The organism is Demequina litoralis (genome assembly GCF_030418455.1).
Lineage (GTDB): Bacteria > Actinomycetota > Actinomycetes > Actinomycetales > Demequinaceae > Demequina > Demequina litoralis.
Genome location: NZ_JAUHPW010000001.1, coordinates 415,270 through 441,113 on the forward strand (window position 1 = coordinate 415,270; position 25,844 = coordinate 441,113).

A 25,844-nucleotide genomic window follows, 5' to 3' on the forward strand; every position below is an offset into this window, starting at 1 on the left:
CGTGAACGCACTCGCACGTCACCGTTACCACCGCGCCGCGCCGGTCGTCCTCGTCCTGCTGCTGCTCGCGCTCATCGCCGGCGTCGCCGCCGCCGTGTCCACCGCATCGTCCGCCGAGGCGACCACGGCCACCGCCGACGACGTGACGGAGGGCCAGAAGCTCTTCGCCGCCAACTGCGCCTCATGCCACGGCCTCGACGCCACGGGCACCGACGGCGTCGCGCCGTCGCTCGTCGGCGTGGGCGCCGCGGCCGTCGACTTCCAGGTCGGCACCGGCCGCATGCCGATGCAGGCCTCGGGCCCGCAGGCCCCGGCCAAGCGCCCGCAGTTCTCCGAGGAGGAGATCTCCCAGCTCGCCGCCTACGTGGCCTCGCTCGGCGCAGGCCCCGCCATCCCCACCGCCGAGCAGGTCGATCCCGCGCTGGGCGACGCCGCGAACGGCATGGAGCTCTTCCGCACCAACTGCGCCATGTGCCACGGCTCGGTCGGCGGCGGCGGCGCCCTGACGCAGGGCAAGTACGCCCCGAACCTGTGGGAGACCACCCCCACGCACATCTACGAGGCCATGCTCGTGGGTCCGCAGTCGATGCCGGTGTTCAACGACGCGAACATCGACTCCGAGGGCAAGCGCGACATCATCGCCTTCCTCAAGGCACAGGACGACGGCTCGCCGGGCGGCCTGCGCCTCGGCGCCATCGGCCCCGTCGCCGAGGGCATGTGGGGGTGGCTCGTCGCCCTCGGACTCATCATCGCCAGCACCGTGTGGATCGGAGCCCGTTCTTCATGAGCACCACTGAGAACCCCACCGAGCACGGCCCGGAGGGTTCGGAGAAGCAGAACGGCTTCGAGAACCCCGGCCTGCCGTACCACCGTCCGCGCCGCGCGGACGTCGACCCGAAGGCCGACAAGAAGGCCGAGCGTCAGGTCGCCGCCCTCTTCGGCGTGTCCATCGTCGGCACGATCGTCGCGATCGGCTCGTACATGGCGCTCGACATGACCGACGAGATCGACTCGATCCGCTTCGTCAACATGGCGATCGGCCTGGGCATCTTCCTCGCGATGATCGGCATCGGCCTCGGCGCCATCCACTGGGCCAAGACGCTCATGCGCGACCACGAGATGGTCGAGGAGCGCCACGCGATGCGCTCGTCGGACGAGGCCCGCGAGGGTGCGATCCAGAACCTCAAGGACGGCGCCGAGGACTCCGGCATCGGTGGCGTCAAGCGCCGCCCCGTGCTCATCGGCTCGATGCTGACCGCCCTGCTCGCCGCTCCCCTGGCGCTGCTGTGGCCCCAGATCGGCAACATGGGCGCGGACTGGAACACGTCGAACTTCGGCCACACCATGTGGCGCAAGGGCATGCGTCTCACGCGAGACCCCGACGGCACCCCGATCAAGGCCTCCGACGTCACCATCGGCTCGGCCTTCCACGTCATCCCCGACGGTCTCAACGAGCTCGAGCACCACAAGATCGAGGAGAAGGCCAAGGCCGTCGTCCTGCTGCTCCGCCTCGACCCGCGCGACCTCAAGATCCAGGAGGGCCGCGAGGACTGGTCCTTCGACGGCATCGTCGCGTACTCGAAGATCTGCACGCACGTCGGCTGCCCCGTGGCGCTGTACGAGCAGCAGACCCACCACCTGCTGTGCCCGTGCCACCAGTCCACGTTCGACGTGGCCGACGGCGCGAAGGTGGTCTTCGGCCCCGCGAAGCGCCCGCTCCCGCAGCTGCCCATCGCGGTCGACGACGAGGGCTACATCGTGGCCCAGTCCGACTTCCACGAGCCCATCGGCCCGTCCTACTGGACGCGCCTGAGCGACACGTCCGACGGCCTGCACGCCGATGACACCGAGGGGAGCAGCCACTGATGGGCGCACGTCTCGACGCCGCCGCTGCCGGCACCGCCAACTACGTCGACGAGCGCACCTCCATCGGAGGCTTCGTCAAGTTCTTCGCGCGCAAGCTCTTCCCCGACCACTGGTCGTTCATGCTGGGCGAGATCGCGCTGTACTCGTTCATCGTGCTGCTGCTGTCGGGCGTGTTCCTCACGGCCTTCTTCGTGCCGTCGATGACCATCGTCACGTACGACGGCCCGCTCGCGACCATGCAGGGCGTGGAGATGTCGGAGGCCTTCGCCTCGACGCTGCACATGTCCTTCGAGGTCCCCGGCGGCCTCCTGATGCGCCAGATCCACCACTGGGCGGCGCTGCTGTTCACCGCGGCCATCGTGACCCACATGGCGCGCGTGTTCTTCACCGGCGCGTTCCGCAAGCCGCGCGAGCTCAACTGGCTCGTCGGCTTCACCCTGATGATCCTGTCACTCGCGGCCGGCTTCTCGGGCTACTCGCTCCCCGACGACGTGCTCTCCGGCAACGGCCTGCGCATCATCGAGGGCGTGACCCGCTCGATCCCGATCGTCGGCGAGTACATCTCGTACTGGATCTTCGGCGGCGAGTTCCCCGGCGAGATCCTCATCCCCCGTCTCTTCACCATGCACATCCTGCTGGTGCCGGGCCTCATCCTCGTGCTCGTCGCGCTGCACCTGTTCCTGGTGTTCCTGCACAAGCACACCCAGTACCCGGGCGGCGGCCGCACCCACAAGAACGTCGTGGGCCTGCCCCTCTTCCCGGTGTACACCGCGAAGGCCGGCGGCTTCTTCTTCGTCGTCTTCGGCATCGTCGCCCTCGTCGCGGCCATCTTCACCATCAACCCGGTGTGGAACTACGGCCCCTACGACCCGTCGCCGGTGTCCGCGGGAACCCAGCCCGACTGGTACATCCTGTTCGTCGACGGCGCGCTGCGCCTCATGCCGGGCTGGCTGTTCGACGTCATCCCGATGGAGTGGGAGATCTGGGGCTACACGCTCTCGTGGAACCTCCTGGTCCCGGCGCTGATCCTGCCCGGCCTGTTCTTCGGCTTCCTCGCGCTGTACCCGTGGATCGAGGCGTGGGCCACGGGCGACCGCGGCGAGAAGCACGTGCTCGACCGCCCGCGCAACGCCCCGGTCCGCACCGGCATCGGCGTCGCCCTCATCACGTTCTACGTGGTGCTGGTGCTCGAGGGCTCCAACGACATCATCGCGAACCTCTTCCACCTGTCGCTCAACGACCTCACCTACTTCTTCCGGATCGGCATCTTCGTGCTGCCGGCCCTCGCGTTCTGGATCACCCGTCGCATCTGCTTCGGCCTCCAGCGCAAGGACCGCGAGCTCGTGCTGCACGGCAAGGAGACCGGTCGCATCGTCCGTCACGAGCACGGCGAGTACGTCGAGGTCCACGAGCCGCTCACCGACGAGGAGCGCTGGGTGCTCATCCAGCACGACGACATCGCGCCGCTCGAGATCGAGCCGGAGTTCAACGACCGCGGCGTGCGCCGCAAGGGCTACCGGTGGGACCGCTTCAAGCAGTGGCTGTCGCGGATCTACTTCGAGAAGCGCATCTCCCCCGTCACCGCGGAGGAGCTCGCGGAGGCCCAGGAGCACGGCCACCACTAGCAGCATCGTCCAGGAGGGGCGTCGGGCATCGGCCCGGCGCCCCTTCGGCGTTCCTGGCGACTGCCAATGACAAGAGTGACGGGAGTGACAAGCCGTCACGTGCCCGGTCTCCACGCCGCCGGCGGTCACATCCGTCACATGTGTCATTGGCAGTCGTGGGCGCACGGGATGCCGGAATTCCCTGGCACCGGGCCGGGTTGTCACGGGTGTCCACCTCGCTCCGGGGGGCGACGATCGCTAGGCTCGGAGCGTTCCCGGAAACCCGGCCGCGACGCATCGATGCCGCGGCCCGACCTTGGAGGAAGAATGGCCGACTACACGCTGCCGGACCTCACGTACGACTACGGCGCCCTCGACCCGCACATCGCGGGCGAGATCATGGAGCTGCACCACAGCAAGCACCACGCCGCGTACGTCGCCGGCGCGAACACCGCCCTCGAGAAGATGGCCGGCGCCCGCGAGAGCGGCGACTTCGGCGCCATCGCCGGCCTCGAGAAGGCCCTCGCCTTCAACCTCGGCGGTCACACCAACCACTCGGTGTTCTGGACCAACATGTCCCCCGACGGCGGCGACAAGCCCGACGGCGAGCTCGCGGCCGCGATCGACGAGCACTTCGGCTCCTTCGACGGCTTCCGCGCGCACTTCACCAACAACGCCATGACGATCATGGGCTCCGGCTGGTCGATCCTCGCGTGGGACACCATCGGCAAGAAGCTCATCATCGTCCAGCTCTACGACCAGCAGGGCAACGTCCCCGTGGGCCTGATCCCGCTGCTCATGCTCGACATGTGGGAGCACGCCTTCTACCTCCAGTACAAGAACGTCAAGGCGGACTACGTCAACGCCTGGTGGAACGTGGTGGACTGGGGCAACGTCCAGCAGCGCTTCACCACGGCGACCGCGACGCGCGGCCTCATCGTCGCGTAGGGCACCCGCGCATCGTCCTCAGGGGCGGTCTCCCCACTGGGAGGCCGCCCCTGTCGCGTCCCCGCCCTCCTGCGCCGGGACCAGGCGCGACGCTACGGTGGAGGCATGGCGAACGACGCCCCCAGCCCTCAGGCCAGCGAGTCCGAGGCCGCCGCCGAGCGGCCGATGCTGTGGTTCCTCCTCGCCACCCTGGTGGTGCTCCAGTTCGGCTATCCGATCACCTTCCAGGGCCGCGGGTGGACCACCGTGTACCTGCTCGTGTACATCGGCGTGGTCGCGTTCAGCATCAGGTCCGCGAACCGCAACAGGCGGCGGCGTTGGCCGCTGTTCGCGGCGTCGCTCGTGCTCGTCGTGACCGCATCGTGGTTCGCCGTGAGGCAGGACGATGCGCAGGCGACGGCCGCGATGCTCGCGGGCGTCGGCCTGCTGCAGCTCACGCTCGTGGTGACGCTGGTGGCGTCGCTCGTCCACCCGCCCGAACGGGCGCGCACCGTCGACCTGCTGCTGCTCGCGGTGTGCGCCTACCTGCTGCTCGGGGGCGTCTTCGGCGCGCTCTCGGGGCTTCTCGAGCACGCGAGCCCCGGCAGCTTCATCGACCCGAACGCCGCCGCCGGGACGCTCACCTGGCAGGGGCTGCTCTACGGCAGCTATGTGACGCTCGCGACCCTCGGATTCGGCGACATCGTGCCCGTGGCGCCGTGGGCACGCTCGCTGTGGTCGTTCGAGGCCGTGCTCGGGACGCTGTTCGTCGCGGTCGTGATCGCGCGCCTGGTAGGCGTGGCGGGATTCGCCGCCCGCGACACCCGCGACCGGCCTGCGTCCTGATCCCGGCTCGATCCCGGCGGCCTACTCCCCCACGTACGCCGCGAGGTGCTCGCCGGTGAGCGTCGAGCGCGCCGCCACGAGGTCCGCGGGCGTCCCCTCGAACACGACCCGTCCGCCGTCGTGACCGGCGCCGGGGCCCAGGTCGATGATCCAGTCCGCGTGCGCCATCACCGCCTGGTGGTGCTCGATCACGACGACCGTCTTGCCCGCGTCCACGAGACGGTCCAGCAACGCGAGCAGCTGCGCGACGTCCGCGAGGTGCAGACCGGTGGTGGGCTCGTCCAGGACGTAGACGCCTCCCTTGTCCGCCATGTGCGTCGCGAGCTTGAGGCGCTGGCGCTCCCCGCCGGACAGGGTGGTGAGGGGCTGGCCCAGCGCGAGGTACCCGAGACCGACGTCGACGAGGTGGCCGAGCATCTTCGCGGCCGCGGGGTTCCGCGCGTCGCCCTCGGAGAAGAACGCGTGCGCCTCCTCGACGGGCATCTCGAGGACGTCCGCGATCGACCGTCCCGCGAGGAGCAGCTCGAGCACCTCGTCGTTGAAGCGGCGGCCCTCGCACGCCTCGCACACGCTCGCCACGGTCTCCATCACGCCGAGCTCGGTGTAGATCATCCCCGCGCCCTTGCAGACCGGGCACGCGCCCTCCGAGTTGGCGCTGAACAGCGCGGGCTTGACGCCGTTGGCCTTCGCGAAGGCCTTGCGGATCGGTTCGAGCGCGCCGGTGTACGTCGCCGGGTTCGAGCGGCGCGAGCCCTTGATGGGCCGCTGGTCGACGGTGACCACGCCGGCCTCGGCGGGGAGCGCGCCGTGGATGAGGGAGCTCTTGCCGGAGCCCGCGACGCCGGTCACCACCGTGAGCACGCCGAGGGGCACGTCGACGTCGACGTCCTGGAGGTTGTTGGCGGAGGCGCCGCGGATCTCCATCGCGCCGTCGCCCGCGCGCACCGACTCCTTGAGCGAGGCGCGGTAGCCCAGGTGGCGCCCGGTCAGCGTGTCCGAGCTCCGCAGCCCCTCCACCGAGCCCTCGAAGCACACCTCGCCGCCCGCGGTTCCGGCGCCCGGCCCGAGGTCCACGACGTGGTCCGCGATGGCGATCGTCTCGGGCTTGTGCTCGACCACGAGCACGGTGTTGCCCTTGTCCCGCAGCCGCTCGAGCAGGCGGTTCATGCGCGCGATGTCGTGCGGGTGGAGGCCGACGGTGGGCTCGTCGAACACGTAGGTGATGTCGGTGAGCGCGGAGCCGAGATGGCGGATCATCTTGGTGCGCTGCGCCTCTCCCCCGGACAACGTGCCGGCGGCGCGATCGAGCGAGAGGTAGCCGAGCCCGATCTCCACGAACGAGTCGAGCGTGTCCCGGAGCGAGTCGAGAAGCGGCGCGACCGACGGCTCGTCCAGCTCACGCATCCAGGCCGCCAGGTCCGAGATCTGCATCGTCGCGAGGTCCGCGATCGAGGCGCCGCGGATGAGGGACGAGCGCGCGAGGTCGCTCAGCCGCGTGCCGTCGCAGTCGGGGCACGTCGCGAAGGTCACGGCGCGGTCGACGAACGCGCGGATGTGCGGCTGCATCGCCTCCGGATCCTTGGACAGCATCGACTTCTGGATCTTGGGGATGAGCCCCTCGTACGTCATGTTGATGTTGGCGACCTTGACCTTGGTGGGCTCCTTGTAGAGCAGGTCGTCGCGCTCACGCTTCGAGTAGTCGCGGATCGCCTTGTCCGGGTCGAGGAAGCCGGACTCGGTGTACATGCGTACCGCCCAGCCGTCGGCCGTGTAGCCCGGGATGGTGATGGCGCCCTCGGCCAGCGACCGCGACTCGTCGTAGATCTGGGTGAGGTCGAGCTCGCTGATCCGTCCCGTGCCCTCGCAGCGCACGCACATGCCTCCCGCGACGAAGTACTCGCGGTGCTCGCGCACCGTGCTGCCGTCCTTGCGCGTCACGGTCGCCGAGCCGGAGCCGGAGGACGAGGCGACGTTGAAGCTGAACGCCTGCGGGGCGCCCACATGCGGGTCGCCCAGGCGCGAGTACAGGATGCGCAGCATGGCGTGCACGTCCGTCGCCGTGCCGACCGTGGAGCGCACATTCGCGCCCATCGGCTCCTGGTCCACGATGATCGCGGTGGTGAGCCCCTCGAGGAGGTCGACATCCGGTCGCGACTGGGACGGCATGAAGCCCTGGATGAACGAGCTGTAGGTCTCGTTGATCATGCGCCTCGACTCGGCCGCGATGGTCTCGAACACGAGCGAGCTCTTGCCCGACCCGGACACCCCGGTGAAGACGGTGAGGCGACGCTTGGGCAGCTCGAGGCTCACGTCCTTGAGGTTGTTCTCCCTCGCACCCTCGACCCGGATGAGGTCGTGGGCGTCGGCGGCATGGGCGGGCTCGGTCATGGGGGCTCCCGACGCTGGGGACGATGCGACGGTGACCATTCTGCCGCGTGCGGCCGATCCCAGTGCGCCACGCGCCGGCGTCGCCAGCCCGCCGCGCGAGGCGCTGTCACACCCGTCACCTTTGTCATTGCGAATCACGGTGGACGACGCAGAAGCGGCCCGCCCCCGGAGGGACGGGCCGCCTCGAGACGAGCCTGGCTCAGTGCGCGTGCTGGCCGGTGGAGTACTCCATCACCCAGCCGACGAGGCCGATGACGCCGACCACGGCCGCGGGGGCCATGATCCACCAGTCGACCGCGAGGGCCACGAAGGCGAGCGCGGCGCCGAGGCCGCACACCAGCGGCCACCAGCTCCACGGGGCGAACACGCCCTGCTCGCCGGAGTCCTCGGAGATCTCCGCGTCGAGACGGTCCTCGGCGCGCTGCCCGTGGCGGTTGGCCAGCATGTGGAAGTAGACCGTCACCATGATGAACATGCCGCCGGTGAGGTAGATGGCCGTCGTGCCCACCCACTCGGCCCAGTGGGTGAAGATCCCGTACGCGGTGCCCGCGAGGAAGAAGAAGGCCGCAGGGATGAGGAAGACGTTCCGCTCGGTACGCATCGAGGTCTCTCCTTACGCGACCGGCGCGTGATCGCTGGCGTCACGCTCGGCCTGGTAGTGGTCGCGGGCGGCCGCACCGGGGTGGTGCAGGTCGAACGCGGGGCGCTCCGAGCGGATGCGCGGGATGGACGTGAAGTTGTGGCGCGGCGGCGGGCACGAGGTGGCCCACTCGAGCGAGTTGCCGAAGCCCCACGGGTCGTCGACGGTCACCAGCGGCGCGCGCCGCGAGGTGATGTAGACGTTCCACAGGAACGGCAGCGTCGACAGCGCGAGCACCACGGCGCCGATGGTCGACAGCTGGTTCATCCAGGTGAAGCCGTCCTCCGGCATGTAGTCCACATAGCGGCGTGCCATGCCGTGCGCGCCCAGCCAGTGCTGCACCAGGAACGTGGTGTGGAAGCCGATGAACAGCAGCCAGAAGTGGATCTTGCCGAGGCGCTCGTTGAGCATCTTCCCGGTGAACTTGGGCCACCAGAAGTAGAAGCCGGCGAACATCGCGAACACCACGGTGCCGAACACCACGTAGTGGAAGTGCGCCACCACGAAGTACGAGTCCGACAGCGGGAAGTCGAGCACCGGCGAGCTGAGGATGACGCCCGTGAGACCACCGAAGAGGAAGGTCACGAGGAAGCCGATCGACCACAGCATCGGCGTCTCGAACGTGATCTTGCCGCGCCACATCGTGCCGATCCAGTTGAAGAACTTCACACCGGTCGGGACCGCGATGAGCATCGTCATGAACGCGAAGAACGGCAGCAGCACCGCGCCGGTCACGTACATGTGGTGGGCCCACACCGTCACGGACAGCGCCGCGATGGCGATGGTCGCGTAGACGAGGCCGTGGTAGCCGAACAGCGGCTTGCGCGAGAAGACCGGGAAGATCTCGGAGACGATGCCGAAGAACGGCAGCGCGATGATGTACACCTCGGGATGGCCGAAGAACCAGAACAGGTGCTGCCACAGGATGGCTCCGCCGTTGTCCGGGTTGAAGACCTGCGAGTGGAGCACGCGGTCCGAGCCGAGCGCGAACAGCGCCGAGGCGAGCGGCGGGAAGGCCAGCAGCACCAGCATCGACGTCACCAGGATGTTCCAGGTGAAGATCGGCATGCGGAACATGGTCATGCCCGGCGCGCGCATCGTGACGATGGTGGTGATGAAGTTCACCGAGCCGAGGATGGTGCCGAAGCCGCCGAGCGCGAGGCCGAAGACCCACAGGTCGCCGCCGACGCCGGGCGAGTAGATCGAGTTCGACAGCGGCGCGTACGCGAACCAGCCGAACGACGCCGCGCCCTGCGGGGTGAAGAAGCCGGCCATGGCGATGACGCCACCGAAGGCGTACAGCCAGTAGGCCAGCATGTTGAGGCGCGGGAACGCCACATCGGGCGCGCCGATCTGGAGCGGCATGATGAAGTTCGCGAAGCCCGCGAACAGCGGCGTCGCGAACAGCAGCAGCATGATCGTGCCGTGCATCGTGAAGAGCTGGTTGTACTGCTCGGCCGACTGCACGACCTGCATGCCGGGCTCGAACAGCTCGGCGCGGATCAGCAGCGCGAGCAGGCCGCCCACGATGAAGAAGAAGAACGACGTGATCAGGTACATGTACCCGATCGTCTTGTGGTCGGTGGACGTGAGCCACTTGACCACGAGCGAGCCGCGGCGCGTCGGGGCCGCGGGGATCGTGGCGGTCCGGCGGTCCTCGCCGGTGACCTCGAAGGGGACGGTGGTGGCCATCAGGACTCGGTCTCCTCGTGCTGCTCGGTCAGCTGGACCACCTGGTCGCGGCTGTACTCGTCGACGCCGATCTGACCGCTGTAGCCCTCGGCGCGGAGCTCCTCCATATGCGCGTCGTAGTCCTCGCGGGACACGACGGCGACGTTGAAGAGCATGGACGCGTGGTACTCGCCGCAGAGCTCGGCGCACTTGCCCTGGTAGAGGCCCTCCTGCGTGGGGATCACCTGGAAGGTGTTGGTCTTGCCGGGGATCACGTCCTCCTTGTAGAGGAATGCCGGCACCCAGAAGGAGTGGATGACGTCGCGCGAGTCGAGCGTGAACTCGACGCGCTCGCCCACGGGCAGGTACAGGGTCGGGAGCGTCTCCTCGACACCCTCCTCACCGGTGAGGACGGCCTGCACGCCCGGGTCGTAGACGTCGTCGTCGACGTAGTTGAAGTCCCAGCTCCACTGCTTGCCGACCACGTTGATGTGGATGTCCGGCGTCTCGGACGTGTCCTTGATGGCGGCGACGTCCTCGGCCGTGTACTTGAACAGCACGCCGACCATGAGGAGGGGGACGATGGTGTACATCAGCTCGAGCGGGATGTTCGCGCGCGTCTGCACGGGGAGCTTGTTGTCCCCCTTGCGCTTGCGGTAGACCGCGACCGCCCACAGGATGAGGCCCCAGGTGATGACGCCGACGGTGAGCGCGGCGATCCAGGAGCCGTTCCAGAGGGTGATGATCCGACCGGTCTGGTTGGTGATCTCGGGCGAGCTGGGAAGTGCGCCGTTCTCGATGCCGTTGGCGCATCCTGCCAGGAGGGACGTCAGTCCCAGGACAGCGATGCCTGCCAGGGCTTTTCCGGGCACGCGGGGACGTGAAAGGTGGGACACACGGGCAGTCTAGCGCGCTGTACCGTGATGCCATGCAGGTCGCGCGCATGTTCCTGGACGCCAGTGGTTCCGCTCCTATGACGAACAGGACGCTCGAGGCGTTCCAGGCCGGCCTCGCGGACGGGTGGGCGGATCCCGCCCGCCTCCACACCGAGTCGCGTCGTGCCAGGCAGCTCCTCGACGCCTCCCGCGAGGCGATCGCCGAGGCGCTGGGCGCCCGGCCGGAGCACACCCACCTCGCGCACTCCCCCCATGCCGGCATCGAGCGCGTCACCGCGGGCATCTTCGCGGCGCGTCGCGGCCGGGACCGCATCGTCGCCTCCGCGGTCGAGCGGGACGCGATGATGCACGCCGCCCACCACGTCGCCGGCGGCACGCTCACGGTGGTGCCGGTCGACGCGCGCGGGCACGTCGACCTCGACTCCCTCGCGACGGAGCTCGCGGTGCCCGACGTGGCCCTCGCCGCTGTCCAGCACGCGAACCACGAGATCGGCACGGTCCAGCGCCTCGACCGCGTCGCGGAGGTCGCCGCCGCGGCGAAGGTGCCGCTCGTCGTCGACGCGACCGCGAGCATCGGCCACGGTCCCGCACCCCAGCACTGGGACGCGCTCGTCGCGAACCCCGCCGACTGGGGCGGTCCCGCCGGGCTCGGCATCGTCGCGCTGCGCCCGCAGACCCGGTGGCTGCCCGCCTGGCCCGAGGGCGACGACTGGGCGCCTGGCGGAGTGCTCGTGCCCGCGGTCCTCGCGGCGGCGGTCGCGCTGCAGGAGCGCCGCGAGGTGCTCGACGAGACGTCGCTGCGCCTGCACCGCATGATCGCCCGCGTGCGCGACGCCGCGGCCTCGTGGCCGGGTGTCGACGTGGTCGGCGACCCCGACGAGCGTCTCCCCCACGTCCTTACCTTCTCGTGCCTCTACGTCGACGGCGAGGCGCTGCTCACCCGCCTCGACCGCGAGGGCGTCGCGGTCGGCTCGGGGTCCGCGTGCACCACCAGCACGCTCGAGCCCAGCCGCGTGCTCGCGGCGGTCGGCGCGCTCAGCCACGGCAACGTGCGGCTCGGGCTCCACCCGGGCGTCACCGACGCGGACATCGACCGCCTGCTCGACCTGCTCCCCCGCGTGATCGCCGATCTGCGCGACGAGGCGGGCGCCCCGGAGATCGCGTGATGGCGGGGGACGATGCGGCGGGCGGCGGCGCCGCGCACGTGACCGTCGATGCGACCGGCATGCTGTGCCCGCTGCCGATCATCGAGCTCGCGAAGGCCGCGCGCGGGCTCGAGCCCGGCACGGAGATCACCGTCGTCGCGACCGATCTCGCCGCGCGCGTGGACGTGCCCGCGTGGGCGCGCATGACGGGTCACGAGTTCGTGGGGGAAAAGAAGACGGACGGCGCGGGCATAGCCCTCACCGTCCGTCTCCGCTAGTCCCTCACGGGTTCAGCTGAAGGAGTCTCCGCAGGCGCAGGAGCTCGACGCGTTGGGGTTGTCGATGGTGAACCCCTGCTTCTCGATGGTGTCCGAGAAGTCGATGGTCGCGCCATCCAGGTACGGGACCGACATCTTGTCGACCACGACCTCCACGCCGTCGAAGTCGCGAACCGCGTCCCCGTCCAGCGTGCGCTCGTCGAAGTAGAGCTGGTAGATGAGGCCGGAGCAGCCGCCGGGCTGCACCGCGAGGCGCAGCCGCAGGTCGTCGCGGCCCTCCTGCTCGAGCAGGCTCCTGACCTTGGCCGCCGCAGCATCGGTGATGACGACGCCGTGCGACTTGGTCTCGGTGGCAAGATCAGTCATTGACGCCTCCTCTCTCTCGGGTGTCCCTCTCAGCGTACGCCGCCCGCCAGGTATTCCGAACCCTCCGGGCCGGATTCGTGGATGCGTCACCCACCGGGGCGCACGCGTCCTAGCGTCGCGGCGTCCACGTGTGCGCGACGCGGCGGATCTGATCGCCGAGGGCGTCCTCCCCCGGCGCCGCCTCGTGCGCCGCGGCGACTCCCGCGGCCATGAGGTCGCGCTTGCCCACCGCGAGATGCGCGGTGACGGCCACGCACGGCACGCCCCGACGCGCGGCGAGGGACGATGCGGCGGAGACGAGGCCATGGTCGAGGCCGCGCGCGTCGAGACGGTCGACGACCGCGACCACGAGGTCCGCCGATGCGGCGGCGCGGTCGAGGCCCGCGAGCTCGGCGGTCGCGGCGGCGGCGGGGAGGAGGCGCGCGCCCATCGCGGCGAGCGCGTAGGCGAGCCCGCCGGCGGCGCCCGTGCCCGGCTCGTCGGACAGCCGGGTGGGGCCGAGCAGCGCGCGCCGCGACGCGACCGGGTCCGCCTCGCGGGCGATCGCGGCCCACCTCTCCTCCTGGGCCTGCGCCGCCTGGGCCAGCGCCGCATCGTGCTCCCGCCCGTCCCGCACGGCCGCGCTCATGCCGGTGAATCCCAGCAACGGCCTGTCCGAGCCCACGAGCGCCACGATGTCGAGGGTCGCGACGCCCGCGCGCGCCGCCTCGAGGCCTCCACCCCACAGGTCCACCGCGTCACCCGCGGGCGGCTCGTCGCCGAGCGGCACCACCACGCGGGAGGTCTCCCCCGCCGCGGCGAGGCCCAGCAGCGCGGACGACAGCGCGGAGGGCTCCCAGCGAGCGCCCCCGGCGGGCGCGAGCACCACCGCGCCATCCATCCGCATGGCCGTCGCGCCCCCGACAGGGACGGCCTCGCCGGCGAGCGCATCGGCCGTCCGCGGGCCGCCGTCCGGCACCGCGACGACATCCAGATCGACGTGCGCGGCAGCCGCGGACCAGGCATCTCGGACGATCCGGACGGCAGCCGCGGGGGCGAGGTCGCCGACGGTCGGACGGGGCCAGCTCTGGGCGGCGATGACGGCACGCATGGCCTCAAGTGTGCCCTGTCGCGCGTGCGACAATGGGCAGATGACCCAGACCTTCCACGAGCCCTCGCCCACGCCTGCGCTCATGCTCCTGGGTGAGCGGCGCGACCCGCTGTCCGAGCGCGGCGTCGACTGCCCGGGAGCCCTGCCGTCCGCGTCCGACCCCGACCTGGTCGAGCGCGCGCGAGCCGCGAAGGAGGCGCTGGGCGACCGCGTCTTCATCCTGGGCCACCACTACCAGCGCGACGAGGTCATCCAGTTCGCCGACGTCACCGGCGACTCCTTCAAGCTCGCGCGCGACGCGGCCGCACGCCCCGAGGCCGAGTTCATCGTCTTCTGCGGCGTCCACTTCATGGCCGAGAGCGCGGACATCCTCACCACCGACGACCAGGCCGTGGTGCTGCCCGACATGGCCGCCGGCTGCTCGATGGCGGACATGGCCAACATCAACCAGGTGGACGATGCGTGGGCCCAGCTCGAGGAGGCCGGCGTCGCCTCCCGCACGGTGCCCGTGACGTACATGAACTCGACCGCCGCCATCAAGGCGTTCTGCGGCGAGCACGGCGGCGTCGTGTGCACGTCCTCGAACGCCGAGGTGGCGCTCCGCTGGGCCTTCGACCAGGTCGGCGGGGTCGAAGGCGACGGCAAGGTGCTGTTCCTGCCCGACCAGCACCTGGGCCGCAACACCGCGGTGATCCAGCTCGGCATGGAGCTCGGCGACTGCGTCGTGTGGGACCCGCGCAAGCCGCTCGGCGGCAACACGCCCGAAGCGCTCGAGAAGGCCCGGATGATCCTGTGGAAGGGCCACTGCTCGGTGCACGGCCGCTTCCGCCGCAGCCACGTCGACGACTTCCGCGCGAAGGTACCCGGCATCAACGTGCTCGTGCACCCGGAGTGCGCGCACGAGGTCGTGACCGCCGCGGACTACGTCGGCTCGACGGAGTACATCATCAAGACCCTCGACGCGGCCGAGCCCGGCTCCGCGTGGGTCATCGGCACGGAGCTCAACCTCGTGCGCCGCGTCGCGAACGCGCACCCCGACAAGGAGGTGCACTTCCTCGAGGACACGGTGTGCTTCTGCTCCACCATGAACCGCATCGACCTGCCCCACCTCGTGTGGGCGCTCGAGTCGCTCGTGGCCGGCGAGGTGCCCAACCGGATCGTCGTCGACGACGAGACGCAGCGCCTTGCCAGGATCGCCCTCGACCGCATGCTCGCGCTGCCCGCGCTCCACCCCGCCAAGGACTGATCAGAAGGACGGACCCGGGCCCCGGCCCGCACCATTTCATATGAGCGACAACAACACCCCCGAGACCGAGACCCCCGACGTCGACGCGACGGGCACGGCCAAGAAGGGCCGCCCCACGCCGAAGCGCAAGGACCAGGAGGCCGCCCGCCGGCGTCCCGTCATCGCCGACACCAAGGCGGACAAGAAGGCCCAGCGCGACCGCCAGCGCGTGCAGCGCGAGAAGGAGTTCCAGGCGATGCGCGAGGGCGACGAGCGCAACATGCCGCTCGAGCACCGCGGCCCCGAGCGCCGGTTCCTGCGCGACTACGTGGACGCGCGCACCGCGCCGGGCGAGTTCCTCCTGCCCATGTCGATCGTCTTCGTCATCGCCTCGCTGGCCGTGCCCGCGAGCTCGTGGGCCGGCTTCGCGCTCATCATCCTCTTCTACGTGATCGTCATCGGTGTCGCGATCGACACGTGGCTCATGGTCCGCCGGATGAAGAAGCAGTTCATCGCCAAGTTCGGCGCCAAGCGCATCCCGCGCGGCTGGACCTTCTACGTGATCGCGCGCCACCTCAACGTGCGCCGCTTCCGCGCCCCCAAGCCGGTGGTCAAGCGCGGCGAGTTCCCCGTCTGACGCGCCGCCGCATCGTCCACGGGAGCCCGGGTCCGCACGGCCCGGGCTCCTGTGCGTCCGGCGTCGGCGACCGCCCCTAGGGTGGGACGCATGGTCAACTACCGCTATCTCGGAAACTCCGGACTCAAGATCACCGAGCTCACCTACGGCAACTGGATCACCCACGCGTCGCAGGTCGAGAACGACCAGGCGAAGGCGTGCGTGCGTGCCGCGCTGGACGTGGGCATCTCCTCGTTCGACACCGCCGACGTCTACGCGAACACCGCCGCCGAGGTGGTCCTCGGCGATGCGCTCAAGGGCGAGCGACGCGAGAGCCTCGAGATCTTCACCAAGGTGTTCTGGTCCACGGGCCCGGGCGGCGCCAACGACATGGGCCTGTCGCGCAAGCACATCATGGAGTCGATCAACGGCTCGCTGACGCGGCTCCAGACGGACTACGTCGACCTCTACCAGGCGCACCGTTACGACTACGACACGCCGCTCGAGGAGACGATGAGCGCGTTCGCGGACATCGTGCACGCCGGCAAGGCGCACTACATCGGCGTGAGCGAGTGGACCGCGGACCAGATCCGTGCCGGCGCGGCGCTGGCCAAGGAGCTGCGCATCCCGTTCGTGTCGTCGCAGCCGCAGTACTCGATGCTGTGGCGCGTCATCGAGGACGAGGTGGTGCCCGCCTCCAAGGAGGTCGGCGTGGGCCAGATCGTGTGGTCCCCCGTCGCGCAGGGCATCCTCACCGGCAAGTACAAGCCGGGCCAGCCGGCGCCCGCGGGCTCGCGCGCGACCGACGAGAAGTCCGGCGCCCGCTTCATCGAGCGCTTCATGAACGACGACATCCTCACGCGCGTCCAGGGCCTCCAGCCCGTCGCGGACGAGCTCGGGCTCACCATGGCGCAGCTCGCGATCGCGTGGGTGCTGCAGAACGACAACGTGTCCGCCGCGATCATCGGCGCCTCGCGCCCCGAGCAGATCGTCGACAACGCGAAGGCGTCCGGCGTGGAGATCCCCGCGGAGCTCATGGCCCGCATCGACGAGGTCCTCGGCGACGTGGTGGAGCGCGACCCGGCCCGCACCGTCGAGGCGGGACCGCGCTCGCGCTGAGCCTCCTGCAGACACACGAAGGCCCCGGGGTGACCCGGGGCCTTCGCTGCATCAAAGGAGAAAACAATGCTGTACGCCTGGCAGGTGCGTACTGGGGGTGAACGCGCGTCGTCGCGGATGTGTTCCCGGGCGCACACTGGAGGCATGGACGTCCTGCGGGATCGCGACGATGCGGGCGCTCGGCTCACGTGGCTGCTGTCGCCGCTCGTGGTGCAGGGCGACGCGACCGGCGCCGTCGTGCTGGGGCTGCCCCGCGGCGGGGTGCCGATCGGCGCCGCGATCGCGCGGGGCCTGGGGCTGCCGCTCGACGTCGTGGTGGTGCGCAAGCTGGGCGCGCCCGCCAACCCGGAGTACGGCTTCGGCGCGGTCGGCGAGGCCGGCATCACGGTGCTCGACGAGCAGGCCATGGCGATCCTGCAGATCTCGGACGACGAGGTCGCACGGATCGAGGCACGGGAGCGGGACGAGCTGGAGCGGCGCCTCGCGACCTACCGTGCCGTGCGGCCCAGCGTGCCCCTGGCGGGTCGCACCGCGATCGTCGTCGACGACGGCATCGCCACCGGCGTCAGCGCGCGTGCGGCGGCGCGGGTCGCCCGTGCGGGCGGGGCGGCACGCGTGATCGTCGCCGCGGGCGTCGCCGCACCCGAGTCGCTCCACGCGCTCATGGACGACGGCTCGGCGGACCTCGCCCTCGCCGCGCTCATCCCCGACCGGCTGCTCGCGGTCGGCCAGTTCTACCTCAACTTCTCGCAGACGCCCGAGCGCGAGGTGCTGCGCATCCTCGGCGAGGCCGCGGCCGAGTAGGCGCGTCGGCCCGCGCTCCTCACCGCGCGGGGCCGGCGGCGATGTCGAGGACCCTCGCGGCCGCGGGCGACAGCCGGCGGCGCGGGTCCCACACCGCGGCCAGCGGTCGCGACAGCGACGGACCGTCGACGCGCACCCGGACGAGCCGCCCGGCGGCGACGTCGTCCCGCACCGCGCGCTCGCTCAGCGCCGCGACTCCCCCGCCCGCCAGCACGGTGGCGCGGATCGATGCGGTGGTCGACAGTTCCGCGGCGGGCGCGACGACCGTGCCCGGCCCGAGCGCGGCCTCCAGCGCCCGCTCGAGGGTGAGCCGGGTGCCCGAGCCGGGCTCGCGGCTCAGCAGCGGCGTGCGGGCCACCTCGGCGGGAGACAGCGACGTCCGTCGCGACCACGGGTGGCCGGGCGCGACCACGATGACCACCTCGTCGTGCGCGACCACGAGCGTCGCGAGCCGCGCGGGCGGGTCCGGCGTCTCGACGAAGCCCAGGTCGTCCGCGCCGGAGCGCACCCGCTCGACCACGGTGGCGCTGTTGACGGCGGTGAGCTCCACCTGGGCGGCGTCCGACTCCGCCGCGTAGGCGACGAGCCAGCCCGGCAGCAGGTGCTCGGCCACGGTAAGGCTCGCCCCGATGCGCACGTGCGCGGCGCTGTCCGTGCGCAGCGCCGCGACCGCCCGCTCGAAGCCGTCGACCTGGCCGAGCACCGGCCCGGCCCAGCCGGCCACCATCACGCCCTGGTCGGTGAGGGTGGTGCCCCGCGCGCTGCGTGAGAAGAGCGCCAGCCCCCAGCGGCGCTCGAGGGCGCGCATCCGCTGGGACACGGCCTGCTGGGTCACGCCCAGCGCCTGCGCCGCCGCCGTGAGGCTGCCGTGCGCCTCGACCGCGACGAGCATCCTGAGCTCCTCCACCGACGTGCCCGCCATCCGCCCTCCGTCACAACCTCTGCTTGTGGATAGGGTACATTCTTGCAGTACCGGACCTCATCGCGGCTTGGAAGCATGGAGCCATGGCCCGCTCGCGCATCGTCCCCGTCCCGCCGAACTGGTTCGCCGTCGTCATGGGCACGTCGATCGTCGCGACCGCCGCACACTCCCTTCCCGTGCGGCTGCCCGGGCTCGACGCGCTCGCGTGGGCGTTCTGGACGCTCGCGGGGCTGGCGCTGGTCGCCGCGGTCGTCGCGACGGCCGCGCACCTGCGCGCCGACCGCGGCGCGCTGCGGGCCTACCTGGACGACCCCGCCGTCGCCCCCTTCTACGGCGCCCCAGCGATGGCCCTGCTCGCGTACGGCGCGGCGACGCTCCTGGTCGCGCAGCCCCTGCTGGGCCACGCGACCGTCGTGGTCGACGGCGCGCTGTGGGCCGCGGGCACCGCGCTGGGGCTCGCGACGGCGGTCGGGGTGCCCGCGCTCGCGTTCACCCGCCACCGCGTCGGGGTCGACGCCGCGTCCGGCGCGTGGCTCATGCCGGTGGTGCCGCCGATGGTCTCGGCGGCGACGGGCGCGCTGCTCCTTCCGCACCTCGACGGCGCCGCCGCGCAGACGATGGCGCTGGCCTGCTACGCGATGGTCGGGGCGTCCGGCCTCGCCGCTCTCGTCCTCATCACCCAGGTGTGGTCGCGCCTCGCCCACCACCAGCGCGGCGCCGCCGTCGCGGTGCCCACGCTCTGGATCGTGCTCGGTCCGCTCGGGCAGTCCGTCACCGCGGTCGGGCTGCTCGCCGACCACGCCGGCCCCGCACTCGGCGTGAGCGACCGGGCGCTCATCGTGGCCGCGCTGCTCGTCGGGGTGCCGGTCATGGGCTTCGCGCTGCTGTGGCTCGCCATCGCGGGAGCGGTCACCGCGATGACGGCCCGAGAGGGCCTGCCGTTCTCGCTCGCGTTCTGGGCGTTCACGTTCCCTGTCGGCACCATGGTGACCGGCGCATCGTCCCTCGCCGCCCACACCGGCGCGGTCGCCCTCGACGTGCTGGCCGCGGCGCTGTTCGCGCTGCTGCTCGCCGGATGGGGCGTGGCCGCGGCGGGCACGGTGCGCGCGGTGCGTCCGCAGCGTGCGGTATCCGACGTCCGAGCCGGACCGGCGCGGGCTACGGCCGGGAGGTGAGCGCCCGGTTGAGACGCGCGACCCACCACGGGCCCTGGTACACGAAGGCCGTGTAGACCTGCAGCAGCGTCGCGCCGGCGTCGAGGACCGCGCGGGCGTCCTCCTCCGAGGAGATGCCGCCCACCCCGATGAGGCACATGTCGGGCCCCACGCGGTCGCGCAGCCGTGCGACCACCTCGCGCAGGCGCGGCAGCAGCACCGGGCCGGAGAGGCCGCCAGGCCCGCGGTCGTGCGCGATCGTGGTGTTCGACGCGACGATCCCGTCGAGATCCAGCTCGAGAGCGAGGTCCGCGACCGCGTCGACGTCCTCGTCCGCGAGGTCGGGGGCGATCTTGACGAGCAGCGGCACGCGGCGGTCGGCGACGGCCTCGTCGGCGGCGGCACGGGTGGCGGCGAGGATCGGGCGCAGCGTGTCGACGGACTGCAGGTCGCGCAGGCCCGGGGTGTTGGGCGAGGACACGTTGACCACGAGGTAGTCCGCGTACGGCGCGAGCAGCCGGGCCGAGTACGCGTAGTCGTCGGGCGCGCCCTCGGCGGGCGTCACCTTGTTCTTGCCGAGGTTCACCCCGAGGACGATGCGGCGGCCCGCCCTCGTCGCGCGCAGGCTCGCGAGGCGCTCCGCCATCGCGTCCGCACCGGCGTTGTTGAAGCCCATGCGGTTGCGCAGCCCGGCGAGGTCCTTCTCGCGCCACGAGCGCGGCTTCTCGTTGCCCGGCTGCCCCTTCGGGGTGACGGTGCCCACCTCGACGAAGCCGAAGCCCGCCGCGGCCAGCCCGGCGACCGCCTCGGCGTCCTTGTCCATGCCCGCCGCAAGGCCGACCGGGGCGGGGAACGTGAGGCCGAGCGCCTCGACCGACCCGCGCGGATCCGGCGCCGCGACGAGTCCCAGCGCACGCATCGTGCGGAAGGCCCAGGCGCCGCGACCGATGGCCGTCACGCCGAAGCGGTGGGCCCACTCGGCGTCGGTGCGGGACAGGACGTGGCGGTAGAAGGCGGCGTACACGCGTCCCAAGGTACCGGGGCTAGGCTCGACGCCATGACCTCACTCACCACCACCCAGGACCAGGTCGCGTCCGTCGAGGCCGACGCCATCATCGTCGGCTGGACCGCGGACGACACCGTCGCAGCCCACCCCCTGCTCTCCGACGAGGCCCGCGAGACCATCGCCGCCGGCGCGTCGCTCCTCGACGCCTCGTCGAAGGCCGGCAAGGTCACCGTCGTGCCGGGCGCCGGCACCGAGGCCCGCCGCGTCGTCGTCGTCGGCATCGGCTCCGGCTCGGAGGCGGACCTCCGCGCCGCCGCCGGCGAGGCCTCGCGCCAGGTCGGCAAGAAGCCGTCGAAGGTCGTCGTCGCGCTGCCCGCCGAGGGCGACGCCGCGATCGCCGTCGCGCAGGGCGCCGTGCTCGGCGCCTACTCCTTCACCGACTACAAGTCCGATGAGAACGCCGCCACCGACACCGAGTGGGTGATCGCCGGCGCCTCCGACGAGGCCATCGCGCGCGCGAACATCCTCATCGCCGCGGCCGCGGGCATCCGCGACCTCGTCAACACGCCGCCGCTCGACCTCTTCCCCGGCTCGTTCGCGGAGATCGCGCAGCAGATGGGCGCCGAGGCCGGCGTCGACGTCGACGTGTGGGACGCGCAGCGCCTCGCCAACGAGGGCTTCGGCGGCATCCTCGCCGTCGGCATGGGCTCGGCCCGCCTCCCGCGCCTCGTCCGCGTCGCCTACGCGCCCGAGGGCGCGTCGCAGAAGGTCGCGCTCGTGGGCAAGGGCATCACGTTCGACACCGGCGGCATCTCGCTCAAGCCGTCGAAGTCGATGGAGACCATGAAGTCCGACATGACCGGTGCCGCCACCGTCCTGCACGCGGTGGTCGCCGCGGCCCGCGCCGAGCTCCCGATCGCCGTCACCGGCTGGCTCTGCATCGCGGAGAACATGCCGTCGGGCACCGCGCAGCGCCCCTCCGACGTCATCCGCATCTACGGCGGCCAGACCGTCGAGGTCCTCAACACCGACGCCGAGGGCCGCCTCGTCATGGCCGACGGCCTGGTGAAGGCCCGCGAGGAGAACCCCGACGTGCTCCTCGACGTCGCGACCCTCACCGGCGCGCAGGGCGTGGCGCTCGGCACCCGCACGTCCGGTGTCATGGGCACCGCGGAGATCCGCGACGAGGTCGTCGCCGCGGCGAACGAGGTCGACGAGGCGATGTGGGCGATGCCCCTGCCGGAGCACCTGCGCGAGTCGATCGACTCGAAGATCGCGGACCTGCAGAACATCGGCGACCCGCAGGGCGGCGGCATGCTGTCGGCGGGCATCTTCCTGCGCGAGTTCGTGGGCGACACCCCGTGGGCGCACCTCGACATCGCGCGCCCGTCGTACAACGAGGGCAAGCCGTGGGCGGAGAACGTCGCCGGCTCGACCGGCCACTCGCTGCGCACGCTGTTCCGCTTCCTGGAGGCGCGCGCCCAGGCGTGACGCTCCCGTAGAGACGGCTCAGGCCCGGTTCCGCCGAGAGGCGGGGCCGGGCCTTCGTCGCGATTCCCAATGACACAGGTGACACGTGTGCTCGGTGTGAACATCGGTTTGCGAGAAGGCCCGAGTCACCCGGTCCGTCCCCGTCCCACCTGTCACCCTTGTCATTGGGAATCGGGGTCAGCCGAGGTTCTTGCGCTGCTTCTCGTTCCATTCGCGCATGCGCGAGGGGTAGCCCGACAGGTTGACGTCGAAGGCGGGGACGGAGAACTGCTGCGCGAGCTTGCGCGCGGTGGCCTCGTCCGGCACCCGGCGCCGCGTCCACTCCCCCGTGTCGGCGACGATCACCATGGTGGTCTGCGTGACGCGCGTCGGCGGCTCGATGAACGCCTCGCAGCCGGTGTGCGCGTCGACGAAGGACCGCAGGTGCGCGATGGTCTCGGCCTTGGCGTCCTTGCCGGCGCCCTGCGGCGCCGATCCGCGCGCGGACCGCGACTTCCTGGAGAACAGACCCATGCCCCCAGCGTAGTCACGGGGTGTGCGCGCGGCGGGCGCGCCATGCGGTTCGCGCGTCACCCGCCGCGTGGCAAGATGGGCCGTACTGACATCCCTTACAAGGAGATCCCATAGTGTCCGAGTCCACCCCACGCTCGTTTGATGTCCTCATCCTCGGCGGCGGGTCGGGCGGCTACGCCGCTGCCCTGCGCGCCTCCCAGCTCGGCCTCACGGTCGGCCTGGTCGAGGAGTCGAAGGTGGGCGGTACGTGCCTCCATAACGGCTGCATCCCGACGAAGGCGCTGCTGCACGCGGCGGAGCTCGCCGACAACGCCCGCGAGGGCGAGAAGTACGGCGTCAACAGCTCGCTGCACGGCATCGACATGCTCAAGGTGAACTCCTACAAGCAGGGCGTCATCGACCGCCTCTACCGCGGCCTCCAGGGCCTCGTGAAGTCCCGCAAGGTGACGGTCATCGAGGGCCACGGCCGCCTCGTGGGCCCCGACACCATCGAGGTGAACGGCGAGCGCTACACCGGCACGAACATCATCCTGGGCACCGGCTCCTACGCCCGCTCGCTGCCCGGCCTCGAGATCGGCGGCCGCGTCATCACCTCGGACCAGGCGCTCCAGATGGAGTGGGTCCCGCAGAGCGCGATCGTCCTCGGCGGCGGCGTCATCGGCGTCGAGTTCGCTTCCGTCTGGAAGTCGTTCGGCTCGGACGTCACCATCGTCGAGGCGCTCCCCCACCTCGCCCCGAACGAGGACGAGGCGCTGTCCAAGGGCCTCGAGCGCGCGTTCCGCAAGCGCGGCATCAACTTCAAGGTCGGCGTCCGCTTCCAGGGCGTCGAGCAGTCCGATGCGGGCGTCAAGGTCACGCTCGAGGACGGCACGGTCCTCGAGGCCGACGTCCTCCTCGTGGCCGTGGGCCGCGGCCCCCGCACGGCCGACCTGGGCTACGAGGAGCAGGGCATCCGCGTCGACCGCGGCTTCGTGCTCACCGACGAGCGCCTCCACACCGGCGTCGCCAACATCTACGCGGTCGGCGACATCGTCCCCGGCCTCCAGCTCGCGCACCGCGGCTTCCAGCAGGGCATCTTCGTCGCCGAGGAGATCGCGGGCCTCGCGCCGCAGGCGATCGTCGAGTCGAACATCCCCCGCGTCACGTACTGCGAGCCCGAGCTCGGCTCGGTGGGCCTCACGGAGAAGCAGGCGGTCGAGAAGTACGGCGCGGACAAGGTGAAGGCGCTCGAGTACAACCTCGGCGGCAACGGCAAGAGCCAGATCCTCGGCACCACCGGCTTCATCAAGCTGGTCCGTGTGGTCGACGGCCCCGTGGTCGGCGTGCACATGCTCGGCGCCCGTGTCGGCGAGCAGATCGGCGAGGCGCAGCTCATCGTCAGCTGGGACGCCCACCCTGAGGACGTCGCGCCGCTCATCCACGCGCACCCCACGCAGAACGAGGCCCTCGGCGAGGCGCACCTCGCGCTCGCCGGCAAGCCGCTGCACGCCCACGACTGATACGACACGACTGAGGAAGAAGAACCCATGAGCAACGACGTCACCCTTCCCGCCCTCGGCGAGTCCGTCACCGAGGGCACCGTCACCCGCTGGCTCAAGTCCGTCGGCGACACGGTCGCCGCCGACGAGCCCCTGCTCGAGGTCTCGACCGACAAGGTCGACACCGAGATCCCGTCGCCCTTCGCGGGCACGCTCCTCGAGATCCTCATCCAGGAGGACGAGGAGGCCGAGGTCGGCGCGGTGCTGGCCCGCATCGGCGAGGCCGGCGAGGCCCCTGCCGTCGCACCGGCCCCCGAGGCCGCCGCTCCCGAGCAGCCCGCCCCCGCCCCCGCCCCGGCCGAGGCGCCCGCGCCCGCGGCCGAGGCCCCGGCTCCTGCCCCCGTGGCCGCTCCCGCCGGCGGCGGCCGCGACGTCACCCTGCCCGCGCTGGGCGAGTCGGTGACCGAGGGCACCGTCACCCGCTGGCTCAAGGCCGTGGGCGAGTCCGTCGAGGCCGACGAGCCCCTGCTCGAGGTCTCGACCGACAAGGTCGACACCGAGATCCCGTCGCCGTTCGCCGGCGTCCTCACCGAGATCCTCGTGGGCGAGGACGAGGAGGCCGAGGTCGGCGCGGTCCTGGGCCGCATCGGCGAGCCCGGCTCCGCCCCCGCCCCGGCGGCCGCTCCCGCGGCCGAGGCCCCCGCGGCTCCGGCCCCGGCACCTGCCGCCCCGGCCCCCGCGCCTGTCGCGCCGCCGGCTCCCCCCGCACCTCCGGCCCCCGCCGCCGCTGCCGCGCCTGCGGCTCCCGCCGCTCCCGCCGCTCCCGCGGCGCCGGCTGCTCCCGCGGCCGCCGCATCGTCCGGCTCGGGCTACGTCACCCCGATCGTCCGCAAGCTCGCCGCGGAGAAGGGCGTCGACCTCGGCTCCCTCACCGGCACCGGCGTGGGCGGCCGCGTCCGCAAGGAGGACGTCCTCGCGGCGGCCCCGGCCGCCCCGGCCGCCCCGGCCGCTCCGGCTGCGGCTGCGGCGCCCGCGGCGGCGAAGCCCTCGGCCAACGAGGTCGAGGTCTCGGAGCTGCGCGGCCAGACGGTCAAGATGACCCGCATCCGCAAGATCACGGCCGACAAGATGATGGAGTCGCTGCACGGCATGGCGCAGCTCACCTCCGTCGTCGAGGTCGACTGCACCAAGATCTGGGCGCTGCGGGCCAAGAACAAGGCGGCGTTCTCGGAGAAGCACGGCGTGAACCTCACGTTCCTGCCGTTCTTCACCCGTGCGGTCGCGATCGCGCTGCAGGAGCACGCGTTCCTCAACGCGTCCGTGGTGGGCGACAGCATCGTCTACCACCCGTCGGTCAACCTGTCGCTCGCGGTGGACACCCCCAAGGGCCTCATGCTGCCGACGCTCAAGGACGCGGACGCGAAGACCATCGTCGACCACGCCAAGGGCATCGTCGACCTCGCCACCAAGGCGCGCGAGGGCGGCCTCAGCTCCGACGAGATCTCGGGCGGCACCTTCTCGGTGACCAACACGGGCTCGGGCGGCACGCTGTTCGACACCCCGATCGTCCCGGCGCCCCAGGTCGGCATCCTCGCGACCTGCGCGATCGTCAAGAAGCCGGTCGTGGTCAAGGGCCCCGACGGCGAGGACGTCATCTCGGTCCGTCCGATGGCCTACCTCCCGCTCTCGTACGACCACCGCATCGTGGACGGCGCGGACGCGGCCCGCTTCCTGCAGACCGTGAAGCGGATCGTCGAGGCCGGCGAGTTCGAGTCCGAGCTCGGCCTGTAGGGCACGAG

Annotated in this window: 24 protein-coding genes; 15 read left to right on the plus strand and 9 right to left on the minus strand. The window is 71.4% G+C overall.

What is annotated here, in order from left to right; all coding sequences use genetic code 11:
• The first annotated feature begins 1 nt into the window (after position 1).
• The 5 genes from qcrC (at position 2) to QQX09_RS01920 (ending at position 5,243) form a co-directional block, all read left to right on the plus strand.
• A complete protein-coding gene (gene qcrC, locus QQX09_RS01900) occupies positions 2-787 on the plus strand; it encodes a cytochrome bc1 complex diheme cytochrome c subunit (RefSeq protein WP_301131003.1) in 786 nt (261 codons plus the stop codon).
• Positions 784-1,866: a cytochrome bc1 complex Rieske iron-sulfur subunit gene (qcrA, locus tag QQX09_RS01905; protein WP_301131004.1), complete on the plus strand. Its 1,083-nt coding sequence runs from the start codon at positions 784-786 to the stop codon at positions 1,864-1,866. The genes qcrC and qcrA overlap by 4 nt, the downstream gene beginning before the upstream one ends.
• Positions 1,866-3,491 carry a cytochrome bc1 complex cytochrome b subunit gene (qcrB, locus tag QQX09_RS01910; RefSeq protein WP_301131005.1) on the plus strand — a complete coding sequence of 542 codons (1,626 nt, stop codon included), beginning with the start codon at positions 1,866-1,868 and terminating at the stop codon, positions 3,489-3,491. The genes qcrA and qcrB overlap by 1 nt, the downstream gene beginning before the upstream one ends.
• 306 nt (positions 3,492-3,797) lie before the next feature.
• Positions 3,798-4,418 carry a superoxide dismutase gene (locus QQX09_RS01915; protein WP_301131006.1) on the plus strand — a complete coding sequence of 207 codons (621 nt, stop codon included), beginning with the start codon at positions 3,798-3,800 and terminating at the stop codon, positions 4,416-4,418.
• Positions 4,419-4,523: 105 nt separating this feature from the next.
• On the plus strand, positions 4,524-5,243 hold the full coding sequence (locus QQX09_RS01920; protein ID WP_301131007.1) for a potassium channel family protein: 720 nt from the start codon (positions 4,524-4,526) through the stop codon (positions 5,241-5,243).
• Between the two features lie 21 nt (positions 5,244-5,264).
• Here QQX09_RS01920 and QQX09_RS01925 read toward each other — a convergent pair whose 3' ends face one another.
• The 4 genes from QQX09_RS01925 to ctaC form a co-directional block, all read right to left on the minus strand.
• Positions 5,265-7,670: an ATP-binding cassette domain-containing protein gene (locus tag QQX09_RS01925; protein ID WP_301131008.1), complete on the minus strand. Its 2,406-nt coding sequence runs from the start codon at positions 7,668-7,670 to the stop codon at positions 5,265-5,267.
• 160 nt (positions 7,671-7,830) lie between these two features.
• Positions 7,831-8,232, minus strand: coding sequence for a cytochrome c oxidase subunit 4 (locus tag QQX09_RS01930; RefSeq protein ID WP_301131009.1), 402 nt, complete (start codon positions 8,230-8,232; stop codon positions 7,831-7,833).
• A 12-nt stretch (positions 8,233-8,244) separates the two neighbouring features.
• Positions 8,245-9,963 (minus strand): aa3-type cytochrome oxidase subunit I, encoded by a 1,719-nt coding sequence (gene ctaD, locus QQX09_RS01935; protein ID WP_301131010.1) that lies wholly within the window; start codon positions 9,961-9,963, stop codon positions 8,245-8,247.
• The gene (gene ctaC / locus QQX09_RS01940) at positions 9,963-10,814 is read right to left on the minus strand and encodes an aa3-type cytochrome oxidase subunit II (protein WP_301131011.1); all 852 of its coding nucleotides are present in this window, start codon (positions 10,812-10,814) and stop codon (positions 9,963-9,965) included. Before ctaC ends, ctaD begins: the two co-directional genes overlap by 1 nt.
• A 71-nt stretch (positions 10,815-10,885) precedes the next feature.
• Between ctaC and QQX09_RS01945 the strand changes: the two genes are divergently transcribed.
• Together QQX09_RS01945 and QQX09_RS01950 are read left to right on the plus strand one after the other, a co-directional pair.
• The gene (locus QQX09_RS01945) at positions 10,886-12,004 is read left to right on the plus strand and encodes a cysteine desulfurase family protein (RefSeq protein ID WP_301131154.1); all 1,119 of its coding nucleotides are present in this window, start codon (positions 10,886-10,888) and stop codon (positions 12,002-12,004) included.
• A complete protein-coding gene (locus QQX09_RS01950) occupies positions 12,004-12,261 on the plus strand; it encodes a sulfurtransferase TusA family protein (protein ID WP_301131155.1) in 258 nt (85 codons plus the stop codon). Before QQX09_RS01945 ends, QQX09_RS01950 begins: the two co-directional genes overlap by 1 nt.
• 12 nt (positions 12,262-12,273) lie before the next feature.
• Here QQX09_RS01950 and erpA read toward each other — a convergent pair whose 3' ends face one another.
• The gene (gene erpA, locus QQX09_RS01955; RefSeq protein WP_062295360.1) at positions 12,274-12,627 is read right to left on the minus strand and encodes an iron-sulfur cluster insertion protein ErpA; all 354 of its coding nucleotides are present in this window, start codon (positions 12,625-12,627) and stop codon (positions 12,274-12,276) included.
• 109 nt (positions 12,628-12,736) lie between these two features.
• Positions 12,737-13,717 carry a glycerate kinase gene (locus QQX09_RS01960; protein WP_301131012.1) on the minus strand — a complete coding sequence of 327 codons (981 nt, stop codon included), beginning with the start codon at positions 13,715-13,717 and terminating at the stop codon, positions 12,737-12,739.
• A gap of 40 nt (positions 13,718-13,757) precedes the next feature.
• On the opposite strand from QQX09_RS01960, the gene nadA reads away from it, so the two are divergent.
• From nadA to QQX09_RS01980, 4 genes are all read left to right on the plus strand, one after another.
• Positions 13,758-14,963, plus strand: coding sequence for a quinolinate synthase NadA (gene nadA / locus QQX09_RS01965; protein WP_301131013.1), 1,206 nt, complete (start codon positions 13,758-13,760; stop codon positions 14,961-14,963).
• Positions 14,964-15,003: 40 nt separating this feature from the next.
• Positions 15,004-15,579, plus strand: coding sequence for a DUF3043 domain-containing protein (locus QQX09_RS01970; RefSeq protein WP_301131014.1), 576 nt, complete (start codon positions 15,004-15,006; stop codon positions 15,577-15,579).
• A gap of 90 nt (positions 15,580-15,669) precedes the next feature.
• Positions 15,670-16,677: an aldo/keto reductase family protein gene (locus tag QQX09_RS01975; protein ID WP_301131015.1), complete on the plus strand. Its 1,008-nt coding sequence runs from the start codon at positions 15,670-15,672 to the stop codon at positions 16,675-16,677.
• Positions 16,678-16,821: 144 nt separating this feature from the next.
• Positions 16,822-17,481, plus strand: a complete 660-nt coding sequence (locus QQX09_RS01980) for a phosphoribosyltransferase (protein WP_301131016.1) — start codon at positions 16,822-16,824, stop codon at positions 17,479-17,481.
• Positions 17,482-17,500: 19 nt separating this feature from the next.
• On the opposite strand, the gene QQX09_RS01985 is transcribed toward QQX09_RS01980, so the two are convergent.
• On the minus strand, positions 17,501-18,403 hold the full coding sequence (locus QQX09_RS01985; RefSeq protein WP_301131017.1) for a LysR family transcriptional regulator: 903 nt from the start codon (positions 18,401-18,403) through the stop codon (positions 17,501-17,503).
• A gap of 83 nt (positions 18,404-18,486) precedes the next feature.
• Between QQX09_RS01985 and QQX09_RS01990 the strand changes: the two genes are divergently transcribed.
• Positions 18,487-19,578, plus strand: a complete 1,092-nt coding sequence (locus QQX09_RS01990) for an SLAC1 family transporter (RefSeq protein ID WP_301131018.1) — start codon at positions 18,487-18,489, stop codon at positions 19,576-19,578.
• Here the strand turns inward: QQX09_RS01990 and QQX09_RS01995 are convergent.
• Entirely contained in the window at positions 19,562-20,581 is a 1,020-nt protein-coding gene (locus QQX09_RS01995) for a quinone-dependent dihydroorotate dehydrogenase (RefSeq protein WP_301131019.1), read from the minus strand. The genes QQX09_RS01990 and QQX09_RS01995 overlap by 17 nt on opposite strands.
• Before the next feature lie 33 nt (positions 20,582-20,614).
• Between QQX09_RS01995 and QQX09_RS02000 the strand changes: the two genes are divergently transcribed.
• Positions 20,615-22,054 (plus strand): leucyl aminopeptidase, encoded by a 1,440-nt coding sequence (locus QQX09_RS02000; RefSeq protein ID WP_301131020.1) that lies wholly within the window; start codon positions 20,615-20,617, stop codon positions 22,052-22,054.
• Between the two features lie 177 nt (positions 22,055-22,231).
• Here QQX09_RS02000 and QQX09_RS02005 read toward each other — a convergent pair whose 3' ends face one another.
• Positions 22,232-22,567 (minus strand): oxidoreductase, encoded by a 336-nt coding sequence (locus tag QQX09_RS02005; RefSeq protein ID WP_301131021.1) that lies wholly within the window; start codon positions 22,565-22,567, stop codon positions 22,232-22,234.
• A gap of 113 nt (positions 22,568-22,680) precedes the next feature.
• On the opposite strand from QQX09_RS02005, the gene lpdA reads away from it, so the two are divergent.
• Together lpdA and sucB are read left to right on the plus strand one after the other, a co-directional pair.
• The gene (gene lpdA, locus QQX09_RS02010) at positions 22,681-24,066 is read left to right on the plus strand and encodes a dihydrolipoyl dehydrogenase (protein ID WP_436969034.1); all 1,386 of its coding nucleotides are present in this window, start codon (positions 22,681-22,683) and stop codon (positions 24,064-24,066) included.
• A 27-nt stretch (positions 24,067-24,093) separates the two neighbouring features.
• Entirely contained in the window at positions 24,094-25,836 is a 1,743-nt protein-coding gene (gene sucB, locus QQX09_RS02015; RefSeq protein ID WP_301131022.1) for a 2-oxoglutarate dehydrogenase, E2 component, dihydrolipoamide succinyltransferase, read from the plus strand.
• Positions 25,837-25,844 lie beyond the last annotated feature (8 nt).

Bases quoted from the DNA above. Each gene is read 5' to 3' on its own strand.
- QQX09_RS01975 (WP_301131015.1), top strand. From the start codon at position 15,670: ATGGTCAACTACCGCTATCTCGGAAACTCCGGACTCAAGATCACCGAG.
- QQX09_RS01970 (WP_301131014.1), top strand. From the start codon at position 15,004: ATGAGCGACAACAACACCCCCGAGACCGAGACCCCCGACGTCGACGCG.
- QQX09_RS02005 (WP_301131021.1), bottom strand. From the start codon at position 22,567: ATGGGTCTGTTCTCCAGGAAGTCGCGGTCCGCGCGCGGATCGGCGCCG.
- QQX09_RS01945 (WP_301131154.1), top strand. From the start codon at position 10,886: ATGTTCCTGGACGCCAGTGGTTCCGCTCCTATGACGAACAGGACGCTC.
- qcrA (WP_301131004.1), top strand. From the start codon at position 784: ATGAGCACCACTGAGAACCCCACCGAGCACGGCCCGGAGGGTTCGGAG.
- QQX09_RS01915 (WP_301131006.1), top strand. From the start codon at position 3,798: ATGGCCGACTACACGCTGCCGGACCTCACGTACGACTACGGCGCCCTC.
- sucB (WP_301131022.1), top strand. From the start codon at position 24,094: ATGAGCAACGACGTCACCCTTCCCGCCCTCGGCGAGTCCGTCACCGAG.
- erpA (WP_062295360.1), bottom strand. From the start codon at position 12,627: ATGACTGATCTTGCCACCGAGACCAAGTCGCACGGCGTCGTCATCACC.
- QQX09_RS01930 (WP_301131009.1), bottom strand. From the start codon at position 8,232: ATGCGTACCGAGCGGAACGTCTTCCTCATCCCTGCGGCCTTCTTCTTC.
- QQX09_RS01920 (WP_301131007.1), top strand. From the start codon at position 4,524: ATGGCGAACGACGCCCCCAGCCCTCAGGCCAGCGAGTCCGAGGCCGCC.
- QQX09_RS01950 (WP_301131155.1), top strand. From the start codon at position 12,004: ATGGCGGGGGACGATGCGGCGGGCGGCGGCGCCGCGCACGTGACCGTC.
- QQX09_RS01985 (WP_301131017.1), bottom strand. From the start codon at position 18,403: ATGGCGGGCACGTCGGTGGAGGAGCTCAGGATGCTCGTCGCGGTCGAG.
- QQX09_RS01990 (WP_301131018.1), top strand. From the start codon at position 18,487: ATGGCCCGCTCGCGCATCGTCCCCGTCCCGCCGAACTGGTTCGCCGTC.
- QQX09_RS01960 (WP_301131012.1), bottom strand. From the start codon at position 13,717: ATGCGTGCCGTCATCGCCGCCCAGAGCTGGCCCCGTCCGACCGTCGGC.
- QQX09_RS01980 (WP_301131016.1), top strand. From the start codon at position 16,822: ATGGACGTCCTGCGGGATCGCGACGATGCGGGCGCTCGGCTCACGTGG.
- qcrB (WP_301131005.1), top strand. From the start codon at position 1,866: ATGGGCGCACGTCTCGACGCCGCCGCTGCCGGCACCGCCAACTACGTC.
- QQX09_RS02000 (WP_301131020.1), top strand. From the start codon at position 20,615: ATGACCTCACTCACCACCACCCAGGACCAGGTCGCGTCCGTCGAGGCC.
- ctaD (WP_301131010.1), bottom strand. From the start codon at position 9,963: ATGGCCACCACCGTCCCCTTCGAGGTCACCGGCGAGGACCGCCGGACC.
- nadA (WP_301131013.1), top strand. From the start codon at position 13,758: ATGACCCAGACCTTCCACGAGCCCTCGCCCACGCCTGCGCTCATGCTC.
- QQX09_RS01925 (WP_301131008.1), bottom strand. From the start codon at position 7,670: ATGGTCACCGTCGCATCGTCCCCAGCGTCGGGAGCCCCCATGACCGAG.